Origin of the sequence: Streptomyces sp. NPDC050617, from assembly GCF_040654795.1 — a bacterium.
Taxonomy (GTDB): Bacteria; Actinomycetota; Actinomycetes; order Streptomycetales; family Streptomycetaceae; genus Streptomyces.
Genome location: NZ_JBFAIS010000002.1, coordinates 536,143 through 557,353 on the forward strand (window position 1 = coordinate 536,143; position 21,211 = coordinate 557,353).

Below are 21,211 nucleotides of genomic sequence, written 5' to 3' on the forward strand. Positions count from 1 at the left end.
GATTTGGCCCGCGGATACATCGCGGGTCGTCAATATCGTATCGGAGGGCGACAGGCCACCCGCCCCCGATTTCTCCGCCCACCGGCCCGATCGGGACATTCACGGCCCCGAGGGAGACGTTCGCGAAACATCTCCTGCTGTACACCCGCATCCTGGAAGGGGGCGAAGGGTGCAGAGGGAGATGAACGCCATCATGCGGGTACTGGTCGCCGAGGACGAGGAAGTACTGGCGGAGCTGGTCGCGACCGGCCTGCGCCGGGCCGGCTTCGCCGTGGACACCGTCTACAGCGGGGACGCCGCCCTCGCCTACCTCGGGCTGCACGACTACGACGTGGTCGTCCTCGACCGTGACCTGCCGCGCGTGCACGGCGACGAGGTCACCCGCCGGCTCGTCGCCTCCGGCTCCCGCACCCGCATCCTGATGCTGACCGCCGCGGGCTCCATGGAGGACCGGGTCTCCGGCCTCGACCTGGGGGCGGACGACTATCTGCCCAAGCCGTTCGAGTTCCCCGAGCTGATCTCGCGGGTACGGGCGCTGCGGCGGCGCAGCGCCCGGCCCACGCCGCCGGTGCTGGAACGTTCCGGGCTGGTCCTGGACACCGTGCGGCGCACGGCCACGCGGGACGGGGTGGTGCTGGACCTCTCCCCGAAGGAGTTCGCGGTCCTCCAGATCCTGCTGGAGGCCGACGGCGCCACCGTCAGCGCCGAGGAGCTGCTGGAACGGGCCTGGGACGCGAACGCCGACCCCTTCACGGGCGCGGTGCGCGTCGCGATGAGCAAGCTGCGCGGGAAACTCGGCGAACCGGCGCTGATCCGTACGGAACAGGGCGTCGGGTACGCGCTGTGAGCGGGGTCCGCTCCGGCCGGGCCCGCTCCGCGCGCGGGCCGCGGGCGCGACGCCCGCACGGCCACAAGGTCCGCACCCGGGTCGCCATCGTCTTCGGCGGGGTCTTCCTGGTGCTGGGCACCGCGCTGCTGGTCTTCGTCAACGTGCTCTCCAGCGCCGGCACCCAGGAGCGGGCCGGCCACATCCGCTCCCAGGCCCAGGCCCGCACGGGCGCCCCGGTCGAGGTGTACGTACCGGTGCACCGCTTCCCCGCGCCGACGACGCCGAGCGCCACCGAGGAGCCGGTGGTCGCCAAGGTGCGCTGGATGCGGGAGATCGCCCAGGTCTCCGACGGCGTCAGCCAGGCCGCCTCGCAGCAGCTGGTCTTCTGGTCGGTGGTGGCGCTGCTGGTCACCGCGCTGCTCGCGGTCGGCGTCGGCTGGTGGACGGCGGGCCGGATGCTGCGGCCCGTCCACGTCATGACGGCCAAGGCGCGGCGGATCTCCGAACGGAACCTGCACGAGCGCATCGGGCAGAACGGCCCCGCCGACGAGCTGAAGGAACTGGCCGACACCATCGACGCGCTGCTGGGGCGGTTGCAGGGCGCGTTCGACAGCCAGCGCCGGTTCATCGCCAACGCCTCGCACGAGCTGCGCACCCCGCTCGCCACGCAGCGCGCCGCCATCCAGGTCGGGCTGGAGGGGGGCCGCCCATCGGCGGAGGAGCTGGCCGAGACGAAGGCGACGCTGCTGGAGACCAACCGGCGCAGCGAACGGCTCATCGACGGGCTGCTGGTGCTCGCGCGCAGCGAGCGCGGCCTGGAGAGCCGCGACCGGCTGAACCTCGCGGACGTCGTCGCCGAGGAGGCCGCCGCGGTGCGCGGCCGCGCGGAACGGGCCGGGGTCAAGGTGACGGTGCACTCCACGGACGCGCAGGTCTGGGGCAACCGGATACTGCTGGCCCAGCTGACCGGCAATCTGCTGCGGAACGCGGTCATCCACAACCACCGGGGCGGCACGGTGGACGTGCGGGTGGGGCCGCGGCTGCTGACCGTACGCAACACCGGGCCGTTCATCGAGGCCGACGAGGTCGACGACCTCTTCGAACCCTTCCGCCGCGGCGACGGCCGCGACCGCCTCGGCTCGGCGGCCGGCACCGGGCTCGGGCTGTCGATCGTACGGTCCATCGCCCGCGCCCACGGCGGCGCGGCGAAGGCCGCCCCCAACCCTGGAGGCGGCCTCACGGTGACGGTCCGGCTGGGCGAGACTAGCGGCCGAGAATCCCGGCGGCGCGCGCCTCGGTCAGCCACTCCGGGAACTCGATCATGAGCTCCCGGTAGAGGTCCGCGTCCGGCAGCGACCGCGGGTCGGCCCCCGCGTGGAAGAACCCCGCGTTGTCCACCGCCCGCTTCTCCGGCACCGCCAGATCGTCCAGCTTCCGCAGGAAGTCGAACCCCTTCGCCTCCGGGTCCCCGAACCCCACGAACTGCCAGAAGATCGGCAGCCGCGCCGCGTCGCACAGCGCCTTCTCGGCGGCGGCTTTGCTGGTCGGAGCGCCGTCGGTCTGGAAGATCACGAGCGCGGGCCGATCGGGCCCGTCCTGTGCCGCCGCCTTCTCGTAGTGCTGCACGACGGCGTCGATCGCCCAGTGGTAGTTGGTGCGTCCCATGTGCCCGAGTCCGGCGTGCAGCTCGGTGACGCGGTCGGCGTAGCTGTCGAGCGAGATCTCGGCGGTCCCGTCGACGTCGGTGGAGAAGAAGACGACGGAAACGACCGCGTCCCCCGCCTCCTCGCCGAGCTCCGCGGACAGCCCGAGCACCTGCTCGGCGAGGTGCTGGACGGTCCCGTCCTTGTAGTAGTTCCGCATCGACCCGGACCGGTCGAGCACGAGGTAGACGGCAGCGCGCTCCCCGGCGATCCCCTGCTTGGCGAGCGCCGCGCGGGCGGCTTCACGGAGCGAGGCGAGGGGCGCGTCGTCGGCCACCGCGCCCTCGGTGAGGGGCGCGTCGGCGGCCACTACGTTCTCGGTGAGGGGCTCGGCGGTGGCCACCGCGTCCTCGGCGAGGGATTCGGCGGCGGCCACTACGTCCTCGGTGAGGGGCTTGGCGGTGGCCACCGCGTCCTCGGCGAGGGGCTCGGCGGCGGGTGCGGGCTGCGGCTGCGGGGCGGGCGCCGGGTCGGGGAGCGGCCGGGGCTCCGGGTCGGGGCCGGGCGCGGGCTGGGGCTGGGGCTGCGGCTGGGGCTGCGGGTCCGGCTTGGGCATCGGGGTCGGATCCGGCACCGGCGTCGGCTCCGGGTCCGGCTTCGGCACGTCCGGCCCGGGAGCCGGGTCCGGAATCGGAGCCAACGGCCCGGGGTCGGGCACGCGCTCCCCGGTGGTCTGCGTGGGGAACGGCCGCCTGCCGTCCGTACCCCCGGCGGGGTTCGGCTCATGAGAGGGCGCGGGAACGGTCGGCCCCCCGGCATCGGTGAGCACGGTCCCCGCGCCGCCCCGAGCACCGCCCCCTTCACCGCCCACGGCCGCGGAACCGGTGTCGACCGCGTCGGCGTGAGCGGTCAGTTTTTCGTCGGCGGTCGAGGTGGCCGTGGCGGTACCGGCTTCGGCCGCGTCGGTGTGAGCCGTCAGCGAGCTTTCGGCGTCCGCCGTGTCCGCGGTCTCCGCGTGTACGGTCAGGGCCTCTCCGGCGTCCGCCGTGTCCGCGGCGCTGGTCACCTCGTCCGCCGCGGAGGTGGTGGCGCTTTCGGCGACGACCGCACCGGCGTCGGCCGTACCCTCGCCAGTCGTATCCGCCGTATCCGCGTCAGCTGTACTCGTGTCAGCCGTGTCCGCGACAGCGGTCAGCGACCCCCCGGCGGCGGCCGATACGTCATCAGCCGCCACCGGAGCCGAGCCCTCAACAGAGCCACTGGATCCACTGGAGACACTGTCGGTCAGATAATCCGTCACCGTGGACAAGCGCGAGTTGTCGACGGCGGCCGTCTCCGCGACGCCGACGGCGGCCGTCTCCGTGACACCCACAGCGGCCTTCTCTCCAGCGGCAGCTGACGGAGCATCAGTGGCAACCGCCCCCCCGGCGCCAGCCGGACTGGCAGCCCCCTCGGCGACAGCCGACCCGGCGTCGGTCGGCTTGGGCGACCCGTCGTTCCGGTCGGCCTTGGACCGACCGAACGCATTCCGCAGCAGACTCCGAATGCCCATATGGAGCAGTCCTTCACGTGTCTCGGGTGCGATTTATGTCCGTAGTGCGGGGAAAAGTCCCCGAGGAGGACGGATACGTAAGGCTAGCCGCCACCCGGCGTGTTGCGCCTTCAGACCCTCCCGAGCCGCGCCGCCGCCGCTCGCAAGGACCGGCCTCTGAAGGGCGCGCCGGACCACGGATCGGACTCCAGACGCTCGCCCACGGTCCGCAACGTCCAGCGGTCGGGGCGCAGTTCGGGATCGTCGAGTTCGGCGGCGGCGATGGGGACGGCGACCGGCGCGCCCGGCCGGGCCCGTACTGCATACGGGGACACGGCGGTCTGCGCGTAACCGTTGCGCTGGGTGTCCAGATACAGCCGCCCGCCCCGGTCCGCCTTGCGGGCCGCCGTCGTGAGCCGGTCCGGATGCCGGCGCTCCAGTTCCTCGGCGACATCGCGGGCGAAGGCCCGTACGGCATCGAAGTCCGACTGCCGGTCGAGCGGCGAGAGGACATGGAGGCCGCGCGAGCCCGTCGTCATCAGACGGGTCGGCAGCCGTACGGCGTCCAGCAGTTCGCACACCCGCCGCGCCGCCCAGCGCACCGCCTCGAAGTCGCCTTCGCCGGGCGGGTCGAGGTCGAAGACGAGTACGTCCGGGTGGTCGGGCCGGTCCGCGCGGGAGAGCCAGCGGTGCGGGGTGACGCACGCCTGGTCGGCGAGGTAGAGGAGCGTCGCCCGGTTGTCGCACACGACGTGCGTGACCTTGCCGCCCTCCTTGGGCAGTACGGCCCGGCGCACCCAGTCGGGGAAGTAGTCCGGCGCGTTCTTCTGCATCAGGGGCTTGCCGCCGATGCCGTCGGGGTGCCGCTCCATCATGATCGGCCGCCCGCGCAGGTGCGGCAGCATCAGCGGGGCGGCCGCACGATAGTGCTCGGCGAGGTCGGCCTTGGTGATGCCGTCGCCGCCGTCCTCGGGGAAGAGCACCTTCTCCGGCCGCTGGATCTCGACATTCCGTTTCGTGCCCACGGTGGCTACGGGTTTCCCGGCCGCGCCGATGACAAACATGACAAACCCGCCCCCGGAGCCGGGTGCGGCCGGGGTCGCGGCGTCGCGTTGCCGGTGTGGGAGGAGTACGAAAACCGCGCCCGGACACGTTGCACGCCGTAACGGGAAAAATCTCTCCGCCGGGCCATGCAACCTCCGCGCGCCACGCCCCGTATGTATAGAAAAGGGCACCGCACGAGCGAAGCGGCGGGGGACCGGAGCACCGAAGGGTCGGCGAGTAGTGAGGGAAGCGGTCCGGGAGCGGGAGTTCCGGGAATTCGCCGAGGCGCGGCAGGCGCAGCTCCGGCGCAGCGCCTACCTGCTGTGCGGGGACTGGCACCAGGCCCAGGACCTGACCCAGGCCGCGTTGATGAAGCTCTACGCGGCGTGGGGCCGTGTCCGCAAGGACGGCAACGTGGACGCGTACGCGCGTACCATCCTGGCCCGTACCTTCATCGACCAGCGACGCAAAGGGTGCTGGCGGGAGGAGCCGGTGGGTGAGCCGCCCGACCTGACCTCCGCCGCGCCGGACGCACCGGAGTTGCGACTGATGATGCAAGAGGCCCTGATGGAACTGTCGCCCCGCTACCGGGCCGTGCTGGTCCTGCGGTTCTGGGAGGACTGGACAGTGGAGCAGACCGCGCAGGCGCTGCGGATATCGCCGGGGACGGTCAAGAGCCAGAGCTCCCGCGGGCTGGCCCGGCTCCGTACCATCGTCGAGGGCCTGACCAGCGAAGCGGCGGGGAGGCCCGGCAGGTGAGGCGAAGTATGGACGAGCACGACGACGAGGCTCTGCACGCCGCCTTCCGCGATGTCCTCGACGCGCGGCCGGAGCCTTCGCTGCCCAGCGTGACCGACGCGGCCGTCCAGGGCGGCCGGCGCCTGCGCCGCCGCAGGGCGGCGCTCTCCGCGGCCGGGGTGGTGGCCGTCGTGGCCGCGGTGACCATGGCCGTGGGCGCGGTCCGGTCGGGAGGCGCCGAACGCGATCCGCTGCCGGTGCCGCCCATGGCCCCGGCCGACACGACGAGCCCGACGCCGCGCGTATCCATCGAATCGCACCTTCCGGTCCCGCCGGAGCTGGGGCCGTCCGGGCGACCGGAGACCCACGGGACGTCGGCGGGCACCCACCCGCGCTCGCCGAAGTTCCCCCCGGGCGGGAATCAGCCGGCGACGGAGCGCTTGTTCACCCCGTAGATCAGTCGTCAACCGGCCCCGCACGCGAAATCGCCGGCCGGTCTGGCGGGACCGTCCGGCGACCTGGTGAAACCTTGAAGCGCTGCCGACCGCGGGTCAGGCGGACTGGCGGTGCGGCTGCTGTTCCGCGGCGGTGCGCACGCGGTCGGTGTCGGGGTGCCCCTGAGCGGTGTCCGCGGCGGGCGGCCCGGGGGTGACGGTCGGGGCGGCGGCCGGCTCGGAGTGCGAGGTCTGCGGCGAGTCCTCGGAGCGCATGGCGCGCGCCTCGGACTTCAGGATGCGCGCGGACTTTCCGAGGCCGCGGGCGATATCGGGCAGCTTCTTCGATCCGAACACCAGGAGGGCCACCACGACCAAGACGATCAGGTGCCAGGGCTCCAGTCCGTTGCGCAACACGGTGGGGTCTCGCTCTCAGCAGGGGATGCGTGGGCCTGCCCCATTATCACCTGCTTGGCGTATTGCGCGACTGCGTGGGCGATCAAGAGTGAGCAAAGCCACCCGTTCCGACCCAGCGGTGGCGGCGTCGGCGCGGTGGGGAGAGGGTTGGACGCAACGGGACCAGATGGCTGGGCGGAGACGAATCGGAGATCACCATGCGGGCAGTCGCGGTCACGGATTTCGGCGCGGAACCGCAGGTCATGGACCTGCCGCAGCCGGAGCCCGGCCCCGGCGAGGTGCTGGTGCGCGTCGCCGTGGCGGCCCTGAACCCCATCGACTGGAAGATCGCGGACGGCATGCTGCGGGACGCCGTGCCGCACGCCTTCCCGCTCGTACTCGGCGTGGACGGGGCGGGCGAGGTGGTGGCCCTCGGTCCGGGCGCCGACCGGTTCGCACTGGGCGACCGGGTGTTCGGCCAGTTCATGCGGCTCGGCGCGGGCGGCGGCTCGTACGCGGACTTCGCGGTGACCGCCGAGGAGGCCGTGGCCCCCGCGCCCTCGCGCGCCACGCTGATCACCGCCGCCGCGCTGCCGACCGCCGGGATGACCGCGTGGAACCTGGTGGAGGAGGCGGGCGTACGGGAGGGGAGCCGGGTGCTGATCGTCGGCGCGACGGGCGGCGTGGGGACGTTCGCCACGCAGTTCGCGTCCGGCCGCGGCGCCGAGGTGACCGTCACGGCCCGGCCGGGCGCCGCCGTCCTGATGTGCGACCTCGGCGCGGCCGCGACCATCGACCACAGCACGGGCCCGGTCGCCGACCAGGTGCTCGCGGCGCACCCCGACGGCATCGACATCGTCATCGACCTGGTCGACGACACGGCCGCGCTGACCGGCCTGTCCCGGATCGTGCGATCGGGCGGAACGGTCGCCTCCACCATCGGCGCGGCCGACGCCACCGCCCTGGAACCGCACGGCGTACGCGCCCTCAACGCCGAGAACACCCCGTCCTCCGCCCTCCTCTCCACCCTCGCCACCGAGCTCGACGAGGGCCGGCTGACGGTGCTCATAGGGCACGAGACGACCTTGGAGGAGGCCCCGGCCGCGCTCAAGGCGAGCCGGAGCGGCCGGGCGCGCGGCAAGACGGTGATCAGGGTGTGACGCGGGTGACGCGGGTTTCTCCGCCGCGGGCGAGCAGCGCCAGCTCCACTCCGGCCAGCAGGAACGCCCCGACGCCGAAGTCCGCGGTGCTCCCGCGGCCGACGGGCTGACCGGACTCGGGCCGGTCGCCGGCGCCCTGTACGTAGCCGAGGAACCCGTCGGGGTGCACGGCGGCGGTGACGAGCCCGTGCCAGGCGCGCGCGGCCACCGCCTCGAAGTCGCGTACGGGCACGAGCCCGGCCCGCAGCGCGTACGCCGTGCCGTAGGCGAGGAAGGCCGTGCCGCTGGTCTCCGGGCCGGGGAAGTGGTCGGGGTCGGCGAGGCTGACGTTCCAGAACCCGTCGGCGCGCTGCACCGCGCGGGCGGCGCGCAGCAGCCGCACCAGGGCGGCCCGGTACTCGGGCACGTGCGCGGCCGTGCGCGGCAGCGCCTTGAGCGTCTTGACGAGCCCGCCCGCCACCCACCCGTTGCCGCGCGACCACAGGACGGGCCGGCCGGCGGGGGAGACGATGCCGCCGGGCAGGAACCGCTTGTCCCGGAACCACAGCCCGCTCCCCGGATCGAGCAGCCCCGGCCCGCCCTCGGCCCGCGCGGTGTGCGTGTAGAGCCGGTGCAGCTTGTCCCAGTAGGGGGCGTCGTCGTGCAGCAGCCCCATCCGCGCGAAGGGCGGCATGGCCATGTGCAGCGCGTCGTCCCACCACCAGTCGTCGTCCTTGCCGGGCTGCTCCCCGCCGGCGGCCATGCGGCGCACCGATTCCCCGATGGCCTCGATCTGATCCGGATCCCGGTCCACCGCGTACAGATCGAGGTACGCCTGCCCCGCACACTGATTGTCCGCGTGCCGGGTGCCGACGCCGCCCTTGAGCCCGTACGCGTGCTTCTCGGCCCACCCGCGCGCGTACGCGAGATACCGCTCCTCCCCGGTCAGCCGGTACAGCGCCGTCAACCCACTGAAAAACGTGGCCCGCGCCCACCCGTTGTCCCCGGGGTCCCCATGCGCCCCGATCCAGTGATCGGCCACACGACACAGCACCCCGCGAATGTCGCCGTACGCCCCGGCCGCCGCAGCCGCAACCGTCATCCCACCGAGCCCCAGCGAAGCAGCCAACGCCGCACCGGAACCGAGCAGTTGCCGTCTGTCCACGGGAACACCTCACAGGCCGGGGATCCACATCCTGAAGGCGGAGGCTTGGCATGTCCATGGATGTGCACTCGGCGGCTTTACGGAATCCCCGAGCTGTTCCTCCTATGCCATGGCGTCGGTCCGCTCCACGAGGGCGAGCAGTTCCGGTGTCGCCGTTCGCCCCGCGACCAGCCTGAGCTCTCGGATGGTCTCGCGGGCGGTGACGTGGCCGCGGATCATCTCCGGTGCGAGGGCTTCGGCCTGGAGCAGGTGGTCGAGGGCGTCGCCGAAGTGCCGGCGCTGCGCGTGGGCGCGGCCGAGGTCCATCAGGAGGCGGGCGCGGCGCTCCACGGACAGCCCGGAGGCGTCGAGGCCGGCGCCGATGTCGAGCGCCTCGCCCGCATCGCCGAGGTCCACGGCAGTGGCCACGGCCTGGATTTCCACGTTGGTCGGGCCGAACTCCAGATGGAAGTCGTTGCGGTCCTCGCCGAGCCGCCGGGCCACTGCGCGCGCCTCGCCGATGTGCGTACGGGCCGGGGCCCGCTCGCCCGCGCGGGCGTGGACGAGCGCCAGGACGAGGTGGAGCGAGCCGAGCACGGACAGCTCCTCGGGGCGTGCCCCATCCCGCTCGGCGTGGCGTCGCAGCGCGCTGATGGCGGCCGCCGTGGCGTGTTCCGCCTGTTCGAGGCGGTTCAGGGTGACGAACGCGTGCGAGAGCCGGAAGATCCCGACGAACGCGGTCAGCGGTTCGTCGGACAGTTCGGCGGCACGAATGGACCGGTCGGCGGCGACCCACGCCGCGTCGGCCTCGTTCTGCCGAACGAAGGCGGCGGCCAGGGCCTGATAGGCGCGGGCGAGCAGGGAGTGGAGCTCGCCGCGGTGTTTGTCCGGGGCGGTCCGGGCAGCGCGTTCGAGACGCGGGATCAACGGGCCGAGCGCCGCGCCCAGTTCGGCGAAACGGTCGGCGTGGGTGAGCTCCCAGATCCGGTCCACGGCGGCGCGCAGTTCGGGAAGGTCCGCCGCGGGGAGCGGGCCGCGCTCCGCGCCCAGCAGCAGGTCGAGCGCCGGATGGCCGGAGATGACCAGCCGGGCCTGATCGAGGTCGTTCGGCTCGTCCGTCTCCTGCGCGGCCTGTCCCGTGAGCGGCAGGGCCTCCGGCTGGAGCACGTGAAGCGGTATCCCGAGCCCGTCGGCGAGCAGCCGCAGCACGTCGAGCCGGATCACCGGCTGGATGCCGCGTTCGACCTGCGACAGCCAACTGGCCGTGCGCCCGATCTCGGCGGCGAGTTCCTTCTGCGTGAGCCCACGCTGTTTGCGCAGCTCGGCCACCCGGCGCCCGAACTCCTGCCGCTTCTCCACCGTCACTGCTGAGCCCGCACCTTCCCGGCGACCGCGTCGAGGAAGGTCACCTCGACCTCGGAAACGTACTGCTCGCGCTCGGCCAGAAAGCGCTGGATGTGGGGCTGTCGCTCGTGGGCGTCGAAGGAGGCGCGGTCGGCGTACAGCTCGTAGAAGACGCGGGTGAGCGGCTCGTCGTGGAGGCGGTGGCTGACGTAGACAAGCGTCCCCGGCTCCGCGGCCTCGATGCCTTCCAGCGTCCGGGCGACGAGAGCGTCGAAGGCCGCGGCCGCGTCGGCGTCGCGCAGCGTGAACCGGACGACAAGGCCGTAACTCTCGTTCATGCGCTCCCCATTCACTGGTTCCCCTCGTTCCGCTCGCACCAAGCCTGTCAGAGGCGGAGTTTCGCGGGTAGTCGCAGGTTTCCTTGACTCGCAGAAACACTGCGAATAGCGTGTTCATTCCGTCGCTCGGCGTAACCGAAGCGCCGAGTGCGAATCGAGGGGGCGCGATGAAGCGCACTGCCGGTGCCGACGATGAACGGCCCGCGTGGCTCGGAGGCATGACGCTGTATCCGAAGCCGGGATCCGTGAGTACGGCGCGTAGCTGGTTCCGGGAGTTCGTAGCGAAGTCGGAGCCGTCCTGCTCGCTCGACGACTGCGTCCTGATGGTCTCGGAGCTGGTCACCAACGCGATCACCTACGGCGAGGCTGTGCCGCCCTGCCGCGTCCGTGTCGAGTGGTACCGGGCCGGGGACTCGCTGCGCGTCGAAGTGCACAACCCCGGCCGCCCGGACCGGGTGCGGCTCGCAAGACCGGGCGCGGGGGACGTGCACGGGCGCGGATTGTTTCTCGTGGAGTGTCTGGCCGACGAATGGTCGGCGGGGTGCAGCGTGTACGGCGGCACGGTGGTCGCCTTCGTGCTGCGCGGGGCGTGGCCGGTCCCATCAGCCTGCTGAAGTACGCAGTTCGGGCGCGCACGTTGTCCCCGGATCGCCCTGCTGGTGTGCGGCCGGTCAGCCGACGGACACGGACCATTCGCCACGCGAGAGGGTCAGCACGCCGTCCGGTGTGATGCTCGCCCGTGCCCCGTAGGTGTTGAGCCGCCCGTCCACGAGCCATCGATGGCGGATACGGTCCAGTTCATCCCACAGGCGGCGGGGGCCTCCCTGGATGACGCGAGCGGGTTCGTCCCGCATGGCTGAGGCCTTTGCCCAAGAGCCGTCCAGGTGGGCCATCCATGCCGTTCCGCAGCCGTCGTCCTGCCGGAAACGGTGTTCTACGCCCGGAACTTCCAATGAGAAAGTCGACCACAGTTCCCATGCTTGCTGGACATTGACGACGGGGTAAGGACTGACGGACTCTTCGCCGTCGCCCTTCTCCGCGAAGCCCCCCACCACGTCGAACAGGTCTGGCGGGTAGTCCTCGCCATGGCGTGCGCTCATGAATCCCGCGCCCTCGCACTCGATCTGCCCGACCGCGCCGCCGTCCTCGGTCTTGTCGGCGGTGAGGACCAGACCGGTGCCGGCGAGGGTGGTGACCAGACGGCCGCCGGGGTTCAGCGCGGCCAGCAGCGAGGCGGGGACCGACGGCAGGGAGACGGTGGAGACGATGCGGTCGTACGTGCCCGGGAGCGGGCCGGTGATGTCGCAGACCCGGACAGTGGGGCGCAGCCCGATCGTGGCGAGCCGTTCGGCCGCTGCCGCGACCAGGTACGGGTCTACGTCGATGCTGGTGACCTGTCTGTCCGCCAGTCGGCGGCAGGCCAGCGCGGTGCCGTAGCCGGAGCCGGCGGTCACGAGGACACGGGAGGCGTCGGCGATCTTCGCGTGCTGGTACATCCGCACCACCAGCCAGGGCAGCGTGGAAGAGGACGTGGGCAGACCGTCCGCCTTCTCGCCCGGCTCGGCGTGGTCGGCGTGACGGGGACCGACCCGCGTGACGAGAGAGGTGTTGCTGTAGGCGACGCGCATCCACCGCTCAGGATCGCTCGCGCCGTCGCCCAGCGTTCTGCCGTCCGCTCCGTCCCCCCACCAGCGGGGCACGAAGACATGACGTGGCGTCGATGCCACCGCCGGGCGCCAGCGGGACTGCGGGTGGGTGACCTCGGCCGCCAGGCGCTCGGCGTGGGGCTTCCAGTCGGGCAGCGTCATGTCTCAGGCCTCCGGATGGTGCGGAAACTTGGGCAGGCACGCGGGCTTGCCGGGCCCACAGGGCGAATCCTTGGGAACGCACGGGTCCACGCCCGGTGAAGGTTGGCAGGAGTCTTCTTTGGGGGTGCAGGTGTCCGGCACGCAGTTCCCCGTGGCGCGTGGGATCGCGGCCATACGGTCCGCCCACGCCGACCCGGTCAAGATGTCGGCGAGGGGCTGCCGCCGGACAGCTCCGGCGACCATCCAGCGGGACATGACACACGGGGTGACGATGCCATCGGGACTGACGGCGGCGCGGTCCGTGCCGCAGTGCCCGCACAGCTCCGCCGGGTCGCGGATATCTGGACCGGTGGTACCGCCGTTGCCGATGGCGCGCACCCGGTCCACGCCGATCTCTCCCGTGACACCGAGCCGCCGCAGTTCGGCGAGGGCGCCGGCGGTGTGCTGTCCGTCGAGGACATGGATGACGCCGACGCGCAGCGGGATGCCCCGCTGGATGGCTTCGGCGATGTTCGCCCTGGTACGGGCGTAAGAGCCGCGCCCGCCGGTGATCTTCTCGTGCTCGGCCGCGTCGTCGCTGTAGTAGGAGGTGGCGAGGGTGACACCGGCGTGTGCGAACGCGCGCCACATCGACGGGCGGATGTGGACCAAGTTGGAGAACACCTCTACCCGGATGCCCAGGGACACGGCATGGCCGATGAGTTGGGGCAGGCAGGGGTGGCGGGTCGGTTCCCCGCCGATGTACTGCACCGCGGCGATGCCGAGGCCGGCGGCCTGGTCCAGGAGCGTGAACCAGTCCTCGCGGGTCATGCTGCCGTGGCCCTCGGTCGGCCCCGACCGGGCATAGCAGTGCAGGGGGCAGGTGTTCTGGCACTGGCCGGTGATCTCCAGCGCGAGCGATGTCACGCCAACGGAGTTTTGCTCGTCGAGGGCGGCCAACGCGTTCCCCTTCGGTCGCTGTTCCGGGGTGGGACCGGCGGCTCGGCAGCCGTGCCCCTTTCGCGGCGCGGCTGCCGAACCTGAGAGCAGCGTTCCGTACGCGTGAGCAGCTTCACCAGTAGGGACGGTTGGACAACACGAACTGTCCGGAAAATCGGGGAGTTCGCGCGTATGACCGCTGAAGCTGAGGGTGCTGACCTCAAGGCGACGGTCCTGGCGCTGGACGATACGACAGCCCTGCGTCCCGACGGGCCCGCCCTCGTGTTCTCCGCTGCCGCGCGGTCGGCGTTCGTCCGGACCGTCAAGGCCGGGTAGCTCTCCGCCCGGCGTGACACGGCGGCCGAGCCGTACCTAACCCAGCCCGCCCCGCAAATGGGTCAGCACCGCCAGCACCCGCCGGTTCCCCTCCGCCGGGTCCAGGTCGAGTTTCATGAAGATGTTGCCGGAGTGCTTGACGACGGACGCCTCGGTGACGCCCAGCCGTTGGGCGATCGTCACGTTGTTGAGGCCCTCCGCCATCAGCGTCAGGACCTCCTGCTCGCGCGGCGTCAGCTGTCCCAGCGGGCGGGACGCCGTCCGCTGTACGAGCAGGGTGCGCACCACCTCCGGGTCGATGACCGTCTCACCGGCCGCGACGCGGCGAATGGCGTCGAGGAACTCGGAGACCTCGCCCACCCGGTCCTTGAGCAGATAGCCGAGCCCCGCCGCCCCCGGCTGGCCGGCCGCGCCCGGACCGTCGCCGCCGAGGAGCTGGGTGGCGTAGGCGGTGGCCACGTACTGGGAGAGGACGAGGACCGGCAGTTCGGGGTGGCGGGAGCGGAGTTCCAGGGCGGCTCGCAGGCCCTCGTCGCGCTGGCCGGGGGGCATCCGAACGTCCGTGATCACGAGGTCGGGCAACGCGGCGTCCGCCACCGCGCGCGCCAGCGCCTCCGCGTCGCCGACCGCGGCCGTCACCCGGTGCCCGCCCCGCGTCAGCAGTTCCACGAGCCCGGCCCGTAGCAGTACGGAGTCCTCGGCCAGCACTACGCGGAGCACGGCACCTCCGCGCGCAGCTCGGTCGGGCCGCCCACCGGACTGGACACCATGAGCCTGCCTTTCAGGATCGCCATGCGGTCGGCCAGGCCCTGGAGGCCCGTGCCGTCGGACGGGACGGCCCCGCCGCGGCCATTGTCGGTGACGGACAGGACGAGCGTGCCGCGCCGGACCCTCCCGGCCACCGTGATCCCCGTCGCGCCGCTGTGCTTGGCGGCGTTGGCCAGCGCCTCGGTGACCGTGAAGTACGCGACCGTCTCCACCGCGCCCGGCAGCCGCCCCGGCAGGTCGATGTCGACGGTGACGGGGATCGGGCTGCGCAGCGCGACCTCCGCCACGGCCGCGTCCAGGCCGTGGTCGGTGAGGACCTGCGGATGGATGCCGCGCACCAGGTCGCGCAGTTGGGACAGGGCCTGCCGGGCCTCGCCGCGGGCCCGGATCACCAGGCCGGAGGCGGGGGAGCCGCTGCCGTTCAGTTCCATCTCGGCCAGCCCCAGCGTCATGGAGAGCGCTACGAGCTGCTGCTGGGCCCCGTCGTGCAGATCGCGTTCGATGCGCCGCCGCTCGGCCTCGAAGGCGTCGGCCAGCCGGGCGCGGGAGCGCGTCAGCTCTACCACGCGCCGCTCCTCGGCCCGGCCCGACAGCAGGAACTCCGCCGTCCTGACCTGCGCCCCGGCCAGCAGCCCGGCTCCGTACGCGCATCCGGCGAGCCCCACGAGGCCGACGGCGGTCACGGGCAGCGCCTCCAGCGGGCTGCCGACCGGACGGCCGAAGATCATCACGGAGTCGGGCTCCGTGAACTCGACGAGCAGCGGCGTCGCGGTCAGGATGCCGGAGAACAGCAGCCCCAGCATGACGCCGAAGCCCGAGCCCGCGAAGACCACGCCGAACACGATGATGTAGGCCAGTTCCCGCCAGGTCGCCCGCTCCCGCAGCCGGGCGCCCAGCCGCCGCGCCCCGCCCGCGCCCCGCAGCCGCGCGTGCGGGTTCTCCAGCGGCGCCGGTTCGACCAGCCGCAGCCGGCGGCGCTCCACCGCGGCGACGGGGATGCCGAACAGCGCGGCGAGCACCAGCACCGCCAGGCCCACGCCGACGATGGAGAAGAGCACCCCCAGGGCGACGAGGAGCGCCAGCGTGAGCAGGGCCCCGGCGCCGATGAACGCGCCGCTGAGCGCGTACGCCCAGCAGCGCCACAGCCACAGGGAGAGCAGGAAGCGGCGCGGCCCGCGCCGCATGGCCTGCCACACGGCGACCGTCCGCTCCGGGGAGACCTGTGGGTTCGCCATGCCGACCATGCCGCCCATTAATCCACGTCGCGGGTCGGGAGTCGGTAGGGAAAACCCGACCCCCGGCCCGGGCGCGGGGAGACAGGTCCGGGACCGGTGGCCGGCCCGGTGACCGGCGGCCGGCCCGGTGACCGGCGGCCGGCCCGGAAACCGGCGGCCGGCCGAAAACCGGAGCGTCAGCCCCGCTGCACGCCCGCCATCGGCAGCGCCCGCCGGATCTTCACGTACCGCGGCTTGCTCCGCAGGTACTGCCGCAGCCGCTCCGCCGGGCGCGGCAGCACCACGAACGCCTCGGCCTGCATGCAGGCCCAGCTGATGCGCGGCAGGTCGCGGCTGGTCGGGTAGACCACGAAGCGCGGCTCCCACACCGGCTGGAACTTCGCGTTGAAGCGGTACAGCGACTCGATCTGGAACCAGCGGGAGGAGAACACCAGCAGCCGGTGCCACACCCGCAGCACCGGGCCCGCGCCCAGCTTCTCGCCGCGGGCGAGGGCGGCCCGGAAGACGGCGAAGTTCAGCGAGACCTTGTTGACGCCGAGGCCCGGCGCGGCCTTCAGGGCGGCGACGATCAGCAGTTCGTTGAGGCCGGGCTCGGCGGTGCGGTCGCGGCGCATCAGGTCGAGGGAGATGCCGTCCGGCCCCCACGGCACGAAGTGCAGCAGCGCCCGTACGCGGTCCGCGCCGTTCTCGTCCGGCTGGTGGGCGGTGACGACGACGCAGTCGCCGTCACCGGGCGCGCCGAAGCGGCCGAGCGCCATGGAGAAGCCGCGCTCGGTGGCGCTGCCGCGCCAGGCGGCGGCGTCCTCGCGGAGCTTCTTCTTCTCCGCCTTGGGCAGGTCCCGTACGCGCCGGACCTGGCAGGAGTAGCCGGCCCGCTCGATGCGGTTGACCATCTGCCGCACGTTGCGCATGGTGCGGCCGGAGAGGCTGAACGTCCTGGTGTCGACGATGGCCTCGTCGCCCAGCTCCAGCGCGTGCAGCCCCCCTTCGCGGACCCACACCTGGCCGCCGAGTTCGCTGCACCCCATCACGCCGGGCGTCCAGGCGTGCTTGGCGCACTGGTCCAGGAACTCCTTGATGGCGCCGGGCCACGCCTCGTAGTCGCCGATGGGGTCGCCGCTGGCCAGGGCCACGCCGGAGACGACGCGGTAGGCGATGGCGGCCTTGCCGGTGGGGGACCACATGACGCTCTTGTCGCGGCGGAGCGCGAAGTAGCCGAGCGAGTCGCGGGCGCCGTCCTTGTCGAGCAGGGCGCGCAGCTTCTCCTCGCCGTTCTCCGGGTCCGGCAGGCCGTGCCGGGCGGGGCGCAGCGCGAGGTAGGCGGTGGTGCAGGCGGTGACCAGGCCGAGCGCGAGGAGGCAGAAGGAGACCAGGTCGGCGACGCGCGGGCTGCTGTACTTGATGGGGCCGTCCAGGCCGGCCATGCCGTACAGGACCTGCTGCAGCCGGTCGGCGAAGCCGATGCTGCCGCCGCTGCTCTCCTCGTGCGCCCGTACGCCCACGATCGCGAGGCCGAGGCCGACGCTGCACAGGCCGAGCAGGATGAAGTTCCCCACGGCGCGGATGCGGGTGCGGGGGTCGCCGAGCGCGTAGAACTCCTTGCGGTACGCGATCAGCACCCCGCACAGGGCGGCCGAGACAACGGCGGGGATGATCTCGTGGTGGCGCAGCGACTGGATCACCGCGCAGGGCCCGAGCAGTACTACGGCGGCCCGCCAGGCCCGCAGCTTACGGCGGGCGAGGCCGCGCGCGAGCATGACGAGCAGAATCCCCGCGGCGAGTGAGGTGGCCCGCGCGAGGGAGTCGGGGAACCCCGGAACATAATGGGTGATTCGGGCTATCCGGCCGTCGCGCATCCCTGGCCTGATGGCCGAGGCGATGTCGAGAAGGCCGATGAGCAGGCAGGTGTAACCGGCCACTGAGGCGACTCGTTGTCTCACAGCGGCTCAGCGTATGAGCAGTTGGACAACGGCTCGGGAAGAGAAGGATAAGAGCAGGGTAAGAACAGGGTGCTGAGCAACCCCGCCGGTCGTATCCCGCCTCTTCTCCGGTGAGCAATGCCGGAACCGAACATGAGTACCCACATCCGGGGGCAGGGAGTTGAGAGGCGTATGGGGCTGACCAGTCGGTCACTCTTGTACACGGTGATTTTCGTCGCCGTGCTGTGTGTGGGTCTCACGGTGTGGCTGTGGCCGCGCCTGGCAAAGCGCGGGGCGCTGCCCGTGGCGGGCCGGCTGGGGTCGATCGCGGTGACGCAGGTGGCCATCGTGGCCGCCGCCATGCTCGCCGTTAACGCCAATTTCGAGTTCTACGGCACGTGGAACGAGCTGTTCGGCAAGTACGACAAGGCCCCCGTCAACGTCACCCACCTGGGCAAGGGCGGCCCGTACGCGACCGTCGGCGCGACGAAGGACGGGCTGGTGCAGCCGGCCGGGGCGCAGGGCCTCGACAAGATAAAGGGAATTCCGCACGGCCCCGCCGAGAAGGTCGGCAAGGTCCAGTCGGTGAAGATCCTCGGCCGCCGTTCGCACGCCATCAATCCGGCGTTCGTCTATCTGCCGCCGCAGTATTTCCAGAAACAGTTCCAGCGCCAGCGATTCCCCGTGGCCGTCGTCATCAGCGGCTATCCCGGCGGGATCATGAATCTCGCCCAGCATCTCCAGGTTCCGCAGACCGCGTCGGAGCTGATCAACGCGAACAAGATGCAGCCGACGGTGATAGTGATGATCCGCCCCACCATCGCCCCGCCGCGCGACACCGAGTGCGTGGACGTGCCGGGCGGCCCGCAGGCCGAGACCTTCTTCACCAAGGACCTGCCCGAGGCGCTCAAGCAGACCTACCGGGTCGGCCACGACCCCAGCGCCTGGGGAGCGATGGGCTACTCCTCCGGCGGCTCCTGCGCCCTCCAGCTCGCGATGCGCGAGCCCGGCGTCTACCCGGCAGCGGCCTCCCTGTCCGGCGACTACAAGATCGCCAACGACCTCACCACCGGCAACCTCTTCGGCACCGGCCCGGAGGCCAAGAAGAAGGAGCACGAGCACGACCTCATCTGGCGGCTGAAGAACATGCCCGTGCCGCGCGTCTCGGTGCTGGTCACCAGCAGCAAGAAGGGCGAGAAGAACTACGGCGAGACGAAGAAGTTCCTCGACGCGATCAAGGCGCCGATGAGCAAGTCGGCGATCATCCTCGAAGAGGGCAGCCACCACTTCACCACCTGGCGCCGCGAGATCGGCCCGGCCCTGGAGTGGATGGGCAAGCAGCTGACCTTCCCGCAGGACGTGGTCAACAACGCCCCGAAGAAGAAGCAGGAGCCGGGCAAGAGCCCGAGCCCGAGCACTTCACCGGGGGCATGACCGTACGGGTACGGCTCGCACGAGCCGTACCCGTACGAGCAGAAGGCCGGGCCGCGGTGGCTACAGCAGATGGTCGGCTTTGCCGGCCTTGATGTCGGTGATGAGGGTGCGCAGGGCTTCGAGGGAGTCGGTGAGGTAGCGGTCCTCTTGGCCGGCGACGGATATGTAGCCGTTGCCGGCGGCGTCCGTACCGAGGCGGAAGCAGGAGCTGCCCTCGCCGCAGAAGGGTGCGTCCCAGGTGATGTCAGCCATCTTGGCTTCTCCTCAGAGTTGCTGGGCGATCTGGCGGATGAAGTCGCGCGACCGCTCCGGGGGCAGTGCCAAGCCTTCCAACAGGTCGAGTTGCGCGCGATATTTCGCGAGTTGGCCGTCGGCGTGCAGGAAGACAGGGCCGTGGGAGTTATCCACCTGCACGGTATCGAGCTGCTGCACAGGGCCTTCGGCATAGACGACCGTCTGCCCCGCTCCGGGGAAGGCGCCGTGACTGAAGGGGAGGACGAGCACGGTGACGTTGTCCCGCTCTGAGACCTCCAGCAGGTGCTCCAACTGCGCCTGGGCGACGCCCCGTCCGCCGAACTGCATCCGCAGCGCCGCCTCGTGGATCACGGCCACGTACGGGACCGGATTGTCGCGGACGATCACCCCTTGGCGCTCCGAGCGATGTGCCAGGCGGAGCGCGACCTCATGCTCGGGGAGCTGGGGCACTACCGCACGGAAGATGGCCATGGCGTGCTCCGATGTCTGGAGCATCCCTGGCACGTGCACGGTGTTCGCGCCCCGTAGACGCGTTGCGCCGGCCTCCGTTTCGGAGATGTCCAGCAGGCCTTGGGGCAAGCTGCCCCGGTAGCGCTCCCACCATCCTGCTTCGCTCGGCTCCGCCATCGCGGCCAGGGCGTCGATGTACTTCTCGTCGGTGCAGTCGCAGTTGCAGGCCAGCGTACGCAGCCGTTCGGCGCTGATCCCGCGCAGCCCGGACTCCATGTTGGAGATCCTGCTCCGGTCGACGCCGAGGAGTCCCGCGGCGTACTCCGCCGACATGCCAGCCGTGGTGCGCATCCTGCGCAGCTCATATCCCAGGCGCTTCTGCCGTTGGGTGAGGATCGTCCTTGGTGGCATGTCGTGCCTTCCGTGCCGCGTGGTGTCCGCATGGATCCGACCAACGCTAGTTCACCGCAGCGAGGCCATTATTGCGAATCGCATGGCAAATATAGCCCCCTGTGCCCTACTGTCGGTACTGCGCAAGCTACACACCGCAATGCCGGAAGCGCACCGCGCGAGCATGCCCGTCCGCCCCGGGGCGGGTGTGCACGCGACCAGAACGGTAGGCCACCGGCGACCCCAACCCCCTCACACAGTCGTGGAGTTCGCCATGCCCGAGATTCCCCTCGTACCCACCCACTGGCGCTTCCCCGCTCACCCCGCCTCCGTACGGCGGGCCCGGTGTGCCGTCGCCGCATCGCTGCCGGACGCCCTCCGTCCCCGCCTCGGCGACGACCTGTCCCTGTTGGCCTCGGAGTTGGTCACCAACGCCAGTGCGCCATGAGGCGCTCTGTTGTATCCCCGGCCCAACCGGGAGGAACTGGAGGGAAGTTCTTGGGTCCGATGGCTTACCTGGGTCCGAAAGGCGAAGGGGACAATAGCATGCCAGGAAATCAACGATCACGTTCAGATATGGAAGTGACGCGTTGAGGGACCCGCGTGATATGGCGAAAGCTGAATTGCCTGAACCCAAATCTCCAAGGGATGAAAAGGCTGGCATCCACCGGAAACATATCTGTCACCGGTGCCGCATCCTGCGATGGAGTAATAGCGTATCCATTGCACCCTTCGGGTCGCGGACTGATTCCCAGTGAGGGAATTAAAGGAGATGAGTGGGGTGCCTAAGTCGCGCTAGACACGTACAACAGAGACGAACATGGGATCACCTGAAGGGCGCGAGCCCCAAGGTGACGGAGGCCCCGTAGTAGTCGCAGGAGTAACGACCTGCCAAGGCGGGCGGGAAAGCCGCTCACAGGGCGAAGGGGGCCAGGTGACTCGGACATCACGATGCTGGGAGGTATGCGTAATGCAGAACGCCGAAACGGTACTTGATGTCTTGCGTGAACGCGGCAGGCGCGACCTGCTGTGCGAAGAGCTGTATCGGCAGTTGTTCAACCCGAACCTGTATCTACTGGCCTACGGGCGCATCTACGCCAACCAGGGCGCGATGACTC

General features: G+C 71.3%; 22 protein-coding genes and 1 pseudogene. 10 read left to right on the top strand and 13 right to left on the bottom strand.

Features of this window, described 5'->3' with window-relative positions:
- The first annotated feature begins 193 nt into the window (after positions 1 to 193).
- On the top strand, positions 194 to 847 hold the full coding sequence (locus tag AB0I49_RS04935) for a response regulator transcription factor (RefSeq protein ID WP_363225442.1): 654 nt from the start codon (positions 194 to 196) through the stop codon (positions 845 to 847).
- A gap of 86 nt (positions 848 to 933) precedes the next feature.
- Positions 934 to 2,154 carry an ATP-binding protein gene (locus AB0I49_RS04940; protein ID WP_363225443.1) on the top strand — a complete coding sequence of 407 codons (1,221 nt, stop codon included), beginning with the start codon at positions 934 to 936 and terminating at the stop codon, positions 2,152 to 2,154.
- On the opposite strand, the gene AB0I49_RS04945 is transcribed toward AB0I49_RS04940, so the two are convergent.
- Positions 2,093 to 3,844, bottom strand: coding sequence for a VWA domain-containing protein (locus tag AB0I49_RS04945; protein ID WP_363225407.1), 1,752 nt, complete (start codon positions 3,842 to 3,844; stop codon positions 2,093 to 2,095). The genes AB0I49_RS04940 and AB0I49_RS04945 overlap by 62 nt on opposite strands.
- A gap of 290 nt (positions 3,845 to 4,134) precedes the next feature.
- A complete protein-coding gene (gene ligD / locus AB0I49_RS04950) occupies positions 4,135 to 5,028 on the bottom strand; it encodes a non-homologous end-joining DNA ligase (protein ID WP_363225408.1) in 894 nt (297 codons plus the stop codon).
- 259 nt (positions 5,029 to 5,287) lie between these two features.
- On the opposite strand from ligD, the gene AB0I49_RS04955 reads away from it, so the two are divergent.
- Both AB0I49_RS04955 and AB0I49_RS04960 read left to right on the top strand, forming a co-directional pair.
- The gene (locus AB0I49_RS04955) at positions 5,288 to 5,806 is read left to right on the top strand and encodes a SigE family RNA polymerase sigma factor (protein ID WP_363225409.1); all 519 of its coding nucleotides are present in this window, start codon (positions 5,288 to 5,290) and stop codon (positions 5,804 to 5,806) included.
- Between the two features lie 8 nt (positions 5,807 to 5,814).
- On the top strand, positions 5,815 to 6,240 hold the full coding sequence (locus tag AB0I49_RS04960) for a hypothetical protein (protein ID WP_363225410.1): 426 nt from the start codon (positions 5,815 to 5,817) through the stop codon (positions 6,238 to 6,240).
- A 96-nt stretch (positions 6,241 to 6,336) separates the two neighbouring features.
- Here the strand turns inward: AB0I49_RS04960 and tatA are convergent, their stop codons facing one another.
- Complete coding sequence (gene tatA / locus AB0I49_RS04965; protein WP_363225411.1) at positions 6,337 to 6,636, bottom strand: Sec-independent protein translocase subunit TatA; 300 nt, start codon at positions 6,634 to 6,636, stop codon at positions 6,337 to 6,339.
- A gap of 197 nt (positions 6,637 to 6,833) precedes the next feature.
- Here tatA and AB0I49_RS04970 point away from each other — a divergent pair, with 197 nt between their 5' ends.
- Entirely contained in the window at positions 6,834 to 7,775 is a 942-nt protein-coding gene (locus tag AB0I49_RS04970) for an NADP-dependent oxidoreductase (protein ID WP_363225412.1), read from the top strand.
- On the opposite strand, the gene AB0I49_RS04975 is transcribed toward AB0I49_RS04970, so the two are convergent.
- From AB0I49_RS04975 to AB0I49_RS04985, 3 genes are all read right to left on the bottom strand, one after another.
- The gene (locus AB0I49_RS04975) at positions 7,765 to 8,919 is read right to left on the bottom strand and encodes a glycoside hydrolase family 88 protein (protein WP_363225413.1); all 1,155 of its coding nucleotides are present in this window, start codon (positions 8,917 to 8,919) and stop codon (positions 7,765 to 7,767) included. The two genes, AB0I49_RS04970 and AB0I49_RS04975, sit on opposite strands and share 11 nt — an antisense overlap.
- Before the next feature lie 102 nt (positions 8,920 to 9,021).
- The gene (locus AB0I49_RS04980; RefSeq protein ID WP_363225414.1) at positions 9,022 to 10,263 is read right to left on the bottom strand and encodes a helix-turn-helix domain-containing protein; all 1,242 of its coding nucleotides are present in this window, start codon (positions 10,261 to 10,263) and stop codon (positions 9,022 to 9,024) included.
- Positions 10,260 to 10,580 carry an antibiotic biosynthesis monooxygenase gene (locus AB0I49_RS04985; protein ID WP_363225415.1) on the bottom strand — a complete coding sequence of 107 codons (321 nt, stop codon included), beginning with the start codon at positions 10,578 to 10,580 and terminating at the stop codon, positions 10,260 to 10,262. Before AB0I49_RS04985 ends, AB0I49_RS04980 begins: the two co-directional genes overlap by 4 nt.
- 167 nt (positions 10,581 to 10,747) lie before the next feature.
- On the opposite strand from AB0I49_RS04985, the gene AB0I49_RS04990 reads away from it, so the two are divergent.
- Positions 10,748 to 11,194: an ATP-binding protein gene (locus AB0I49_RS04990; protein ID WP_363225416.1), complete on the top strand. Its 447-nt coding sequence runs from the start codon at positions 10,748 to 10,750 to the stop codon at positions 11,192 to 11,194.
- Positions 11,195 to 11,251: 57 nt separating this feature from the next.
- Here the strand turns inward: AB0I49_RS04990 and AB0I49_RS04995 are convergent, their stop codons facing one another.
- Positions 11,252 to 12,388, bottom strand: a complete 1,137-nt coding sequence (locus AB0I49_RS04995; RefSeq protein WP_363225417.1) for a protein-L-isoaspartate(D-aspartate) O-methyltransferase — start codon at positions 12,386 to 12,388, stop codon at positions 11,252 to 11,254.
- Positions 12,389 to 12,391: 3 nt separating this feature from the next.
- Complete coding sequence (locus AB0I49_RS05000) at positions 12,392 to 13,294, bottom strand: radical SAM protein (protein ID WP_363225418.1); 903 nt, start codon at positions 13,292 to 13,294, stop codon at positions 12,392 to 12,394.
- A gap of 204 nt (positions 13,295 to 13,498) precedes the next feature.
- On the opposite strand from AB0I49_RS05000, the gene AB0I49_RS05005 reads away from it, so the two are divergent.
- The gene (locus AB0I49_RS05005; RefSeq protein WP_363225419.1) at positions 13,499 to 13,642 is read left to right on the top strand and encodes a DUF397 domain-containing protein; all 144 of its coding nucleotides are present in this window, start codon (positions 13,499 to 13,501) and stop codon (positions 13,640 to 13,642) included.
- 36 nt (positions 13,643 to 13,678) lie between these two features.
- Here the strand turns inward: AB0I49_RS05005 and AB0I49_RS05010 are convergent, their stop codons facing one another.
- The 3 genes from AB0I49_RS05010 to AB0I49_RS05020 form a co-directional block, all read right to left on the bottom strand.
- Positions 13,679 to 14,362 carry a response regulator transcription factor gene (locus AB0I49_RS05010; RefSeq protein WP_363225420.1) on the bottom strand — a complete coding sequence of 228 codons (684 nt, stop codon included), beginning with the start codon at positions 14,360 to 14,362 and terminating at the stop codon, positions 13,679 to 13,681.
- Positions 14,350 to 15,645 (bottom strand): sensor domain-containing protein, encoded by a 1,296-nt coding sequence (locus AB0I49_RS05015; protein ID WP_363225421.1) that lies wholly within the window; start codon positions 15,643 to 15,645, stop codon positions 14,350 to 14,352. The genes AB0I49_RS05010 and AB0I49_RS05015 overlap by 13 nt, the downstream gene beginning before the upstream one ends.
- Before the next feature lie 176 nt (positions 15,646 to 15,821).
- The gene (locus tag AB0I49_RS05020) at positions 15,822 to 17,585 is read right to left on the bottom strand and encodes a phosphatidylglycerol lysyltransferase domain-containing protein (protein ID WP_363225422.1); all 1,764 of its coding nucleotides are present in this window, start codon (positions 17,583 to 17,585) and stop codon (positions 15,822 to 15,824) included.
- A gap of 171 nt (positions 17,586 to 17,756) precedes the next feature.
- On the opposite strand from AB0I49_RS05020, the gene AB0I49_RS05025 reads away from it, so the two are divergent.
- Positions 17,757 to 18,998, top strand: coding sequence for an alpha/beta hydrolase-fold protein (locus tag AB0I49_RS05025; RefSeq protein WP_363225423.1), 1,242 nt, complete (start codon positions 17,757 to 17,759; stop codon positions 18,996 to 18,998).
- Positions 18,999 to 19,058: 60 nt separating this feature from the next.
- Here the strand turns inward: AB0I49_RS05025 and AB0I49_RS05030 are convergent, their stop codons facing one another.
- Both AB0I49_RS05030 and AB0I49_RS05035 read right to left on the bottom strand, forming a co-directional pair.
- Positions 19,059 to 19,250 (bottom strand): hypothetical protein, encoded by a 192-nt coding sequence (locus AB0I49_RS05030; RefSeq protein WP_363225424.1) that lies wholly within the window; start codon positions 19,248 to 19,250, stop codon positions 19,059 to 19,061.
- A 12-nt stretch (positions 19,251 to 19,262) separates the two neighbouring features.
- Positions 19,263 to 20,114 carry a helix-turn-helix transcriptional regulator gene (locus tag AB0I49_RS05035; protein WP_363225425.1) on the bottom strand — a complete coding sequence of 284 codons (852 nt, stop codon included), beginning with the start codon at positions 20,112 to 20,114 and terminating at the stop codon, positions 19,263 to 19,265.
- 253 nt (positions 20,115 to 20,367) lie between these two features.
- Here AB0I49_RS05035 and AB0I49_RS05040 point away from each other — a divergent pair, with 253 nt between their 5' ends.
- The gene (locus tag AB0I49_RS05040; RefSeq protein ID WP_363225426.1) at positions 20,368 to 20,541 is read left to right on the top strand and encodes a hypothetical protein; all 174 of its coding nucleotides are present in this window, start codon (positions 20,368 to 20,370) and stop codon (positions 20,539 to 20,541) included.
- 522 nt (positions 20,542 to 21,063) lie between these two features.
- Positions 21,064 to 21,211: pseudogene (locus AB0I49_RS05045) on the top strand (RNA-directed DNA polymerase); the annotation flags it as partial.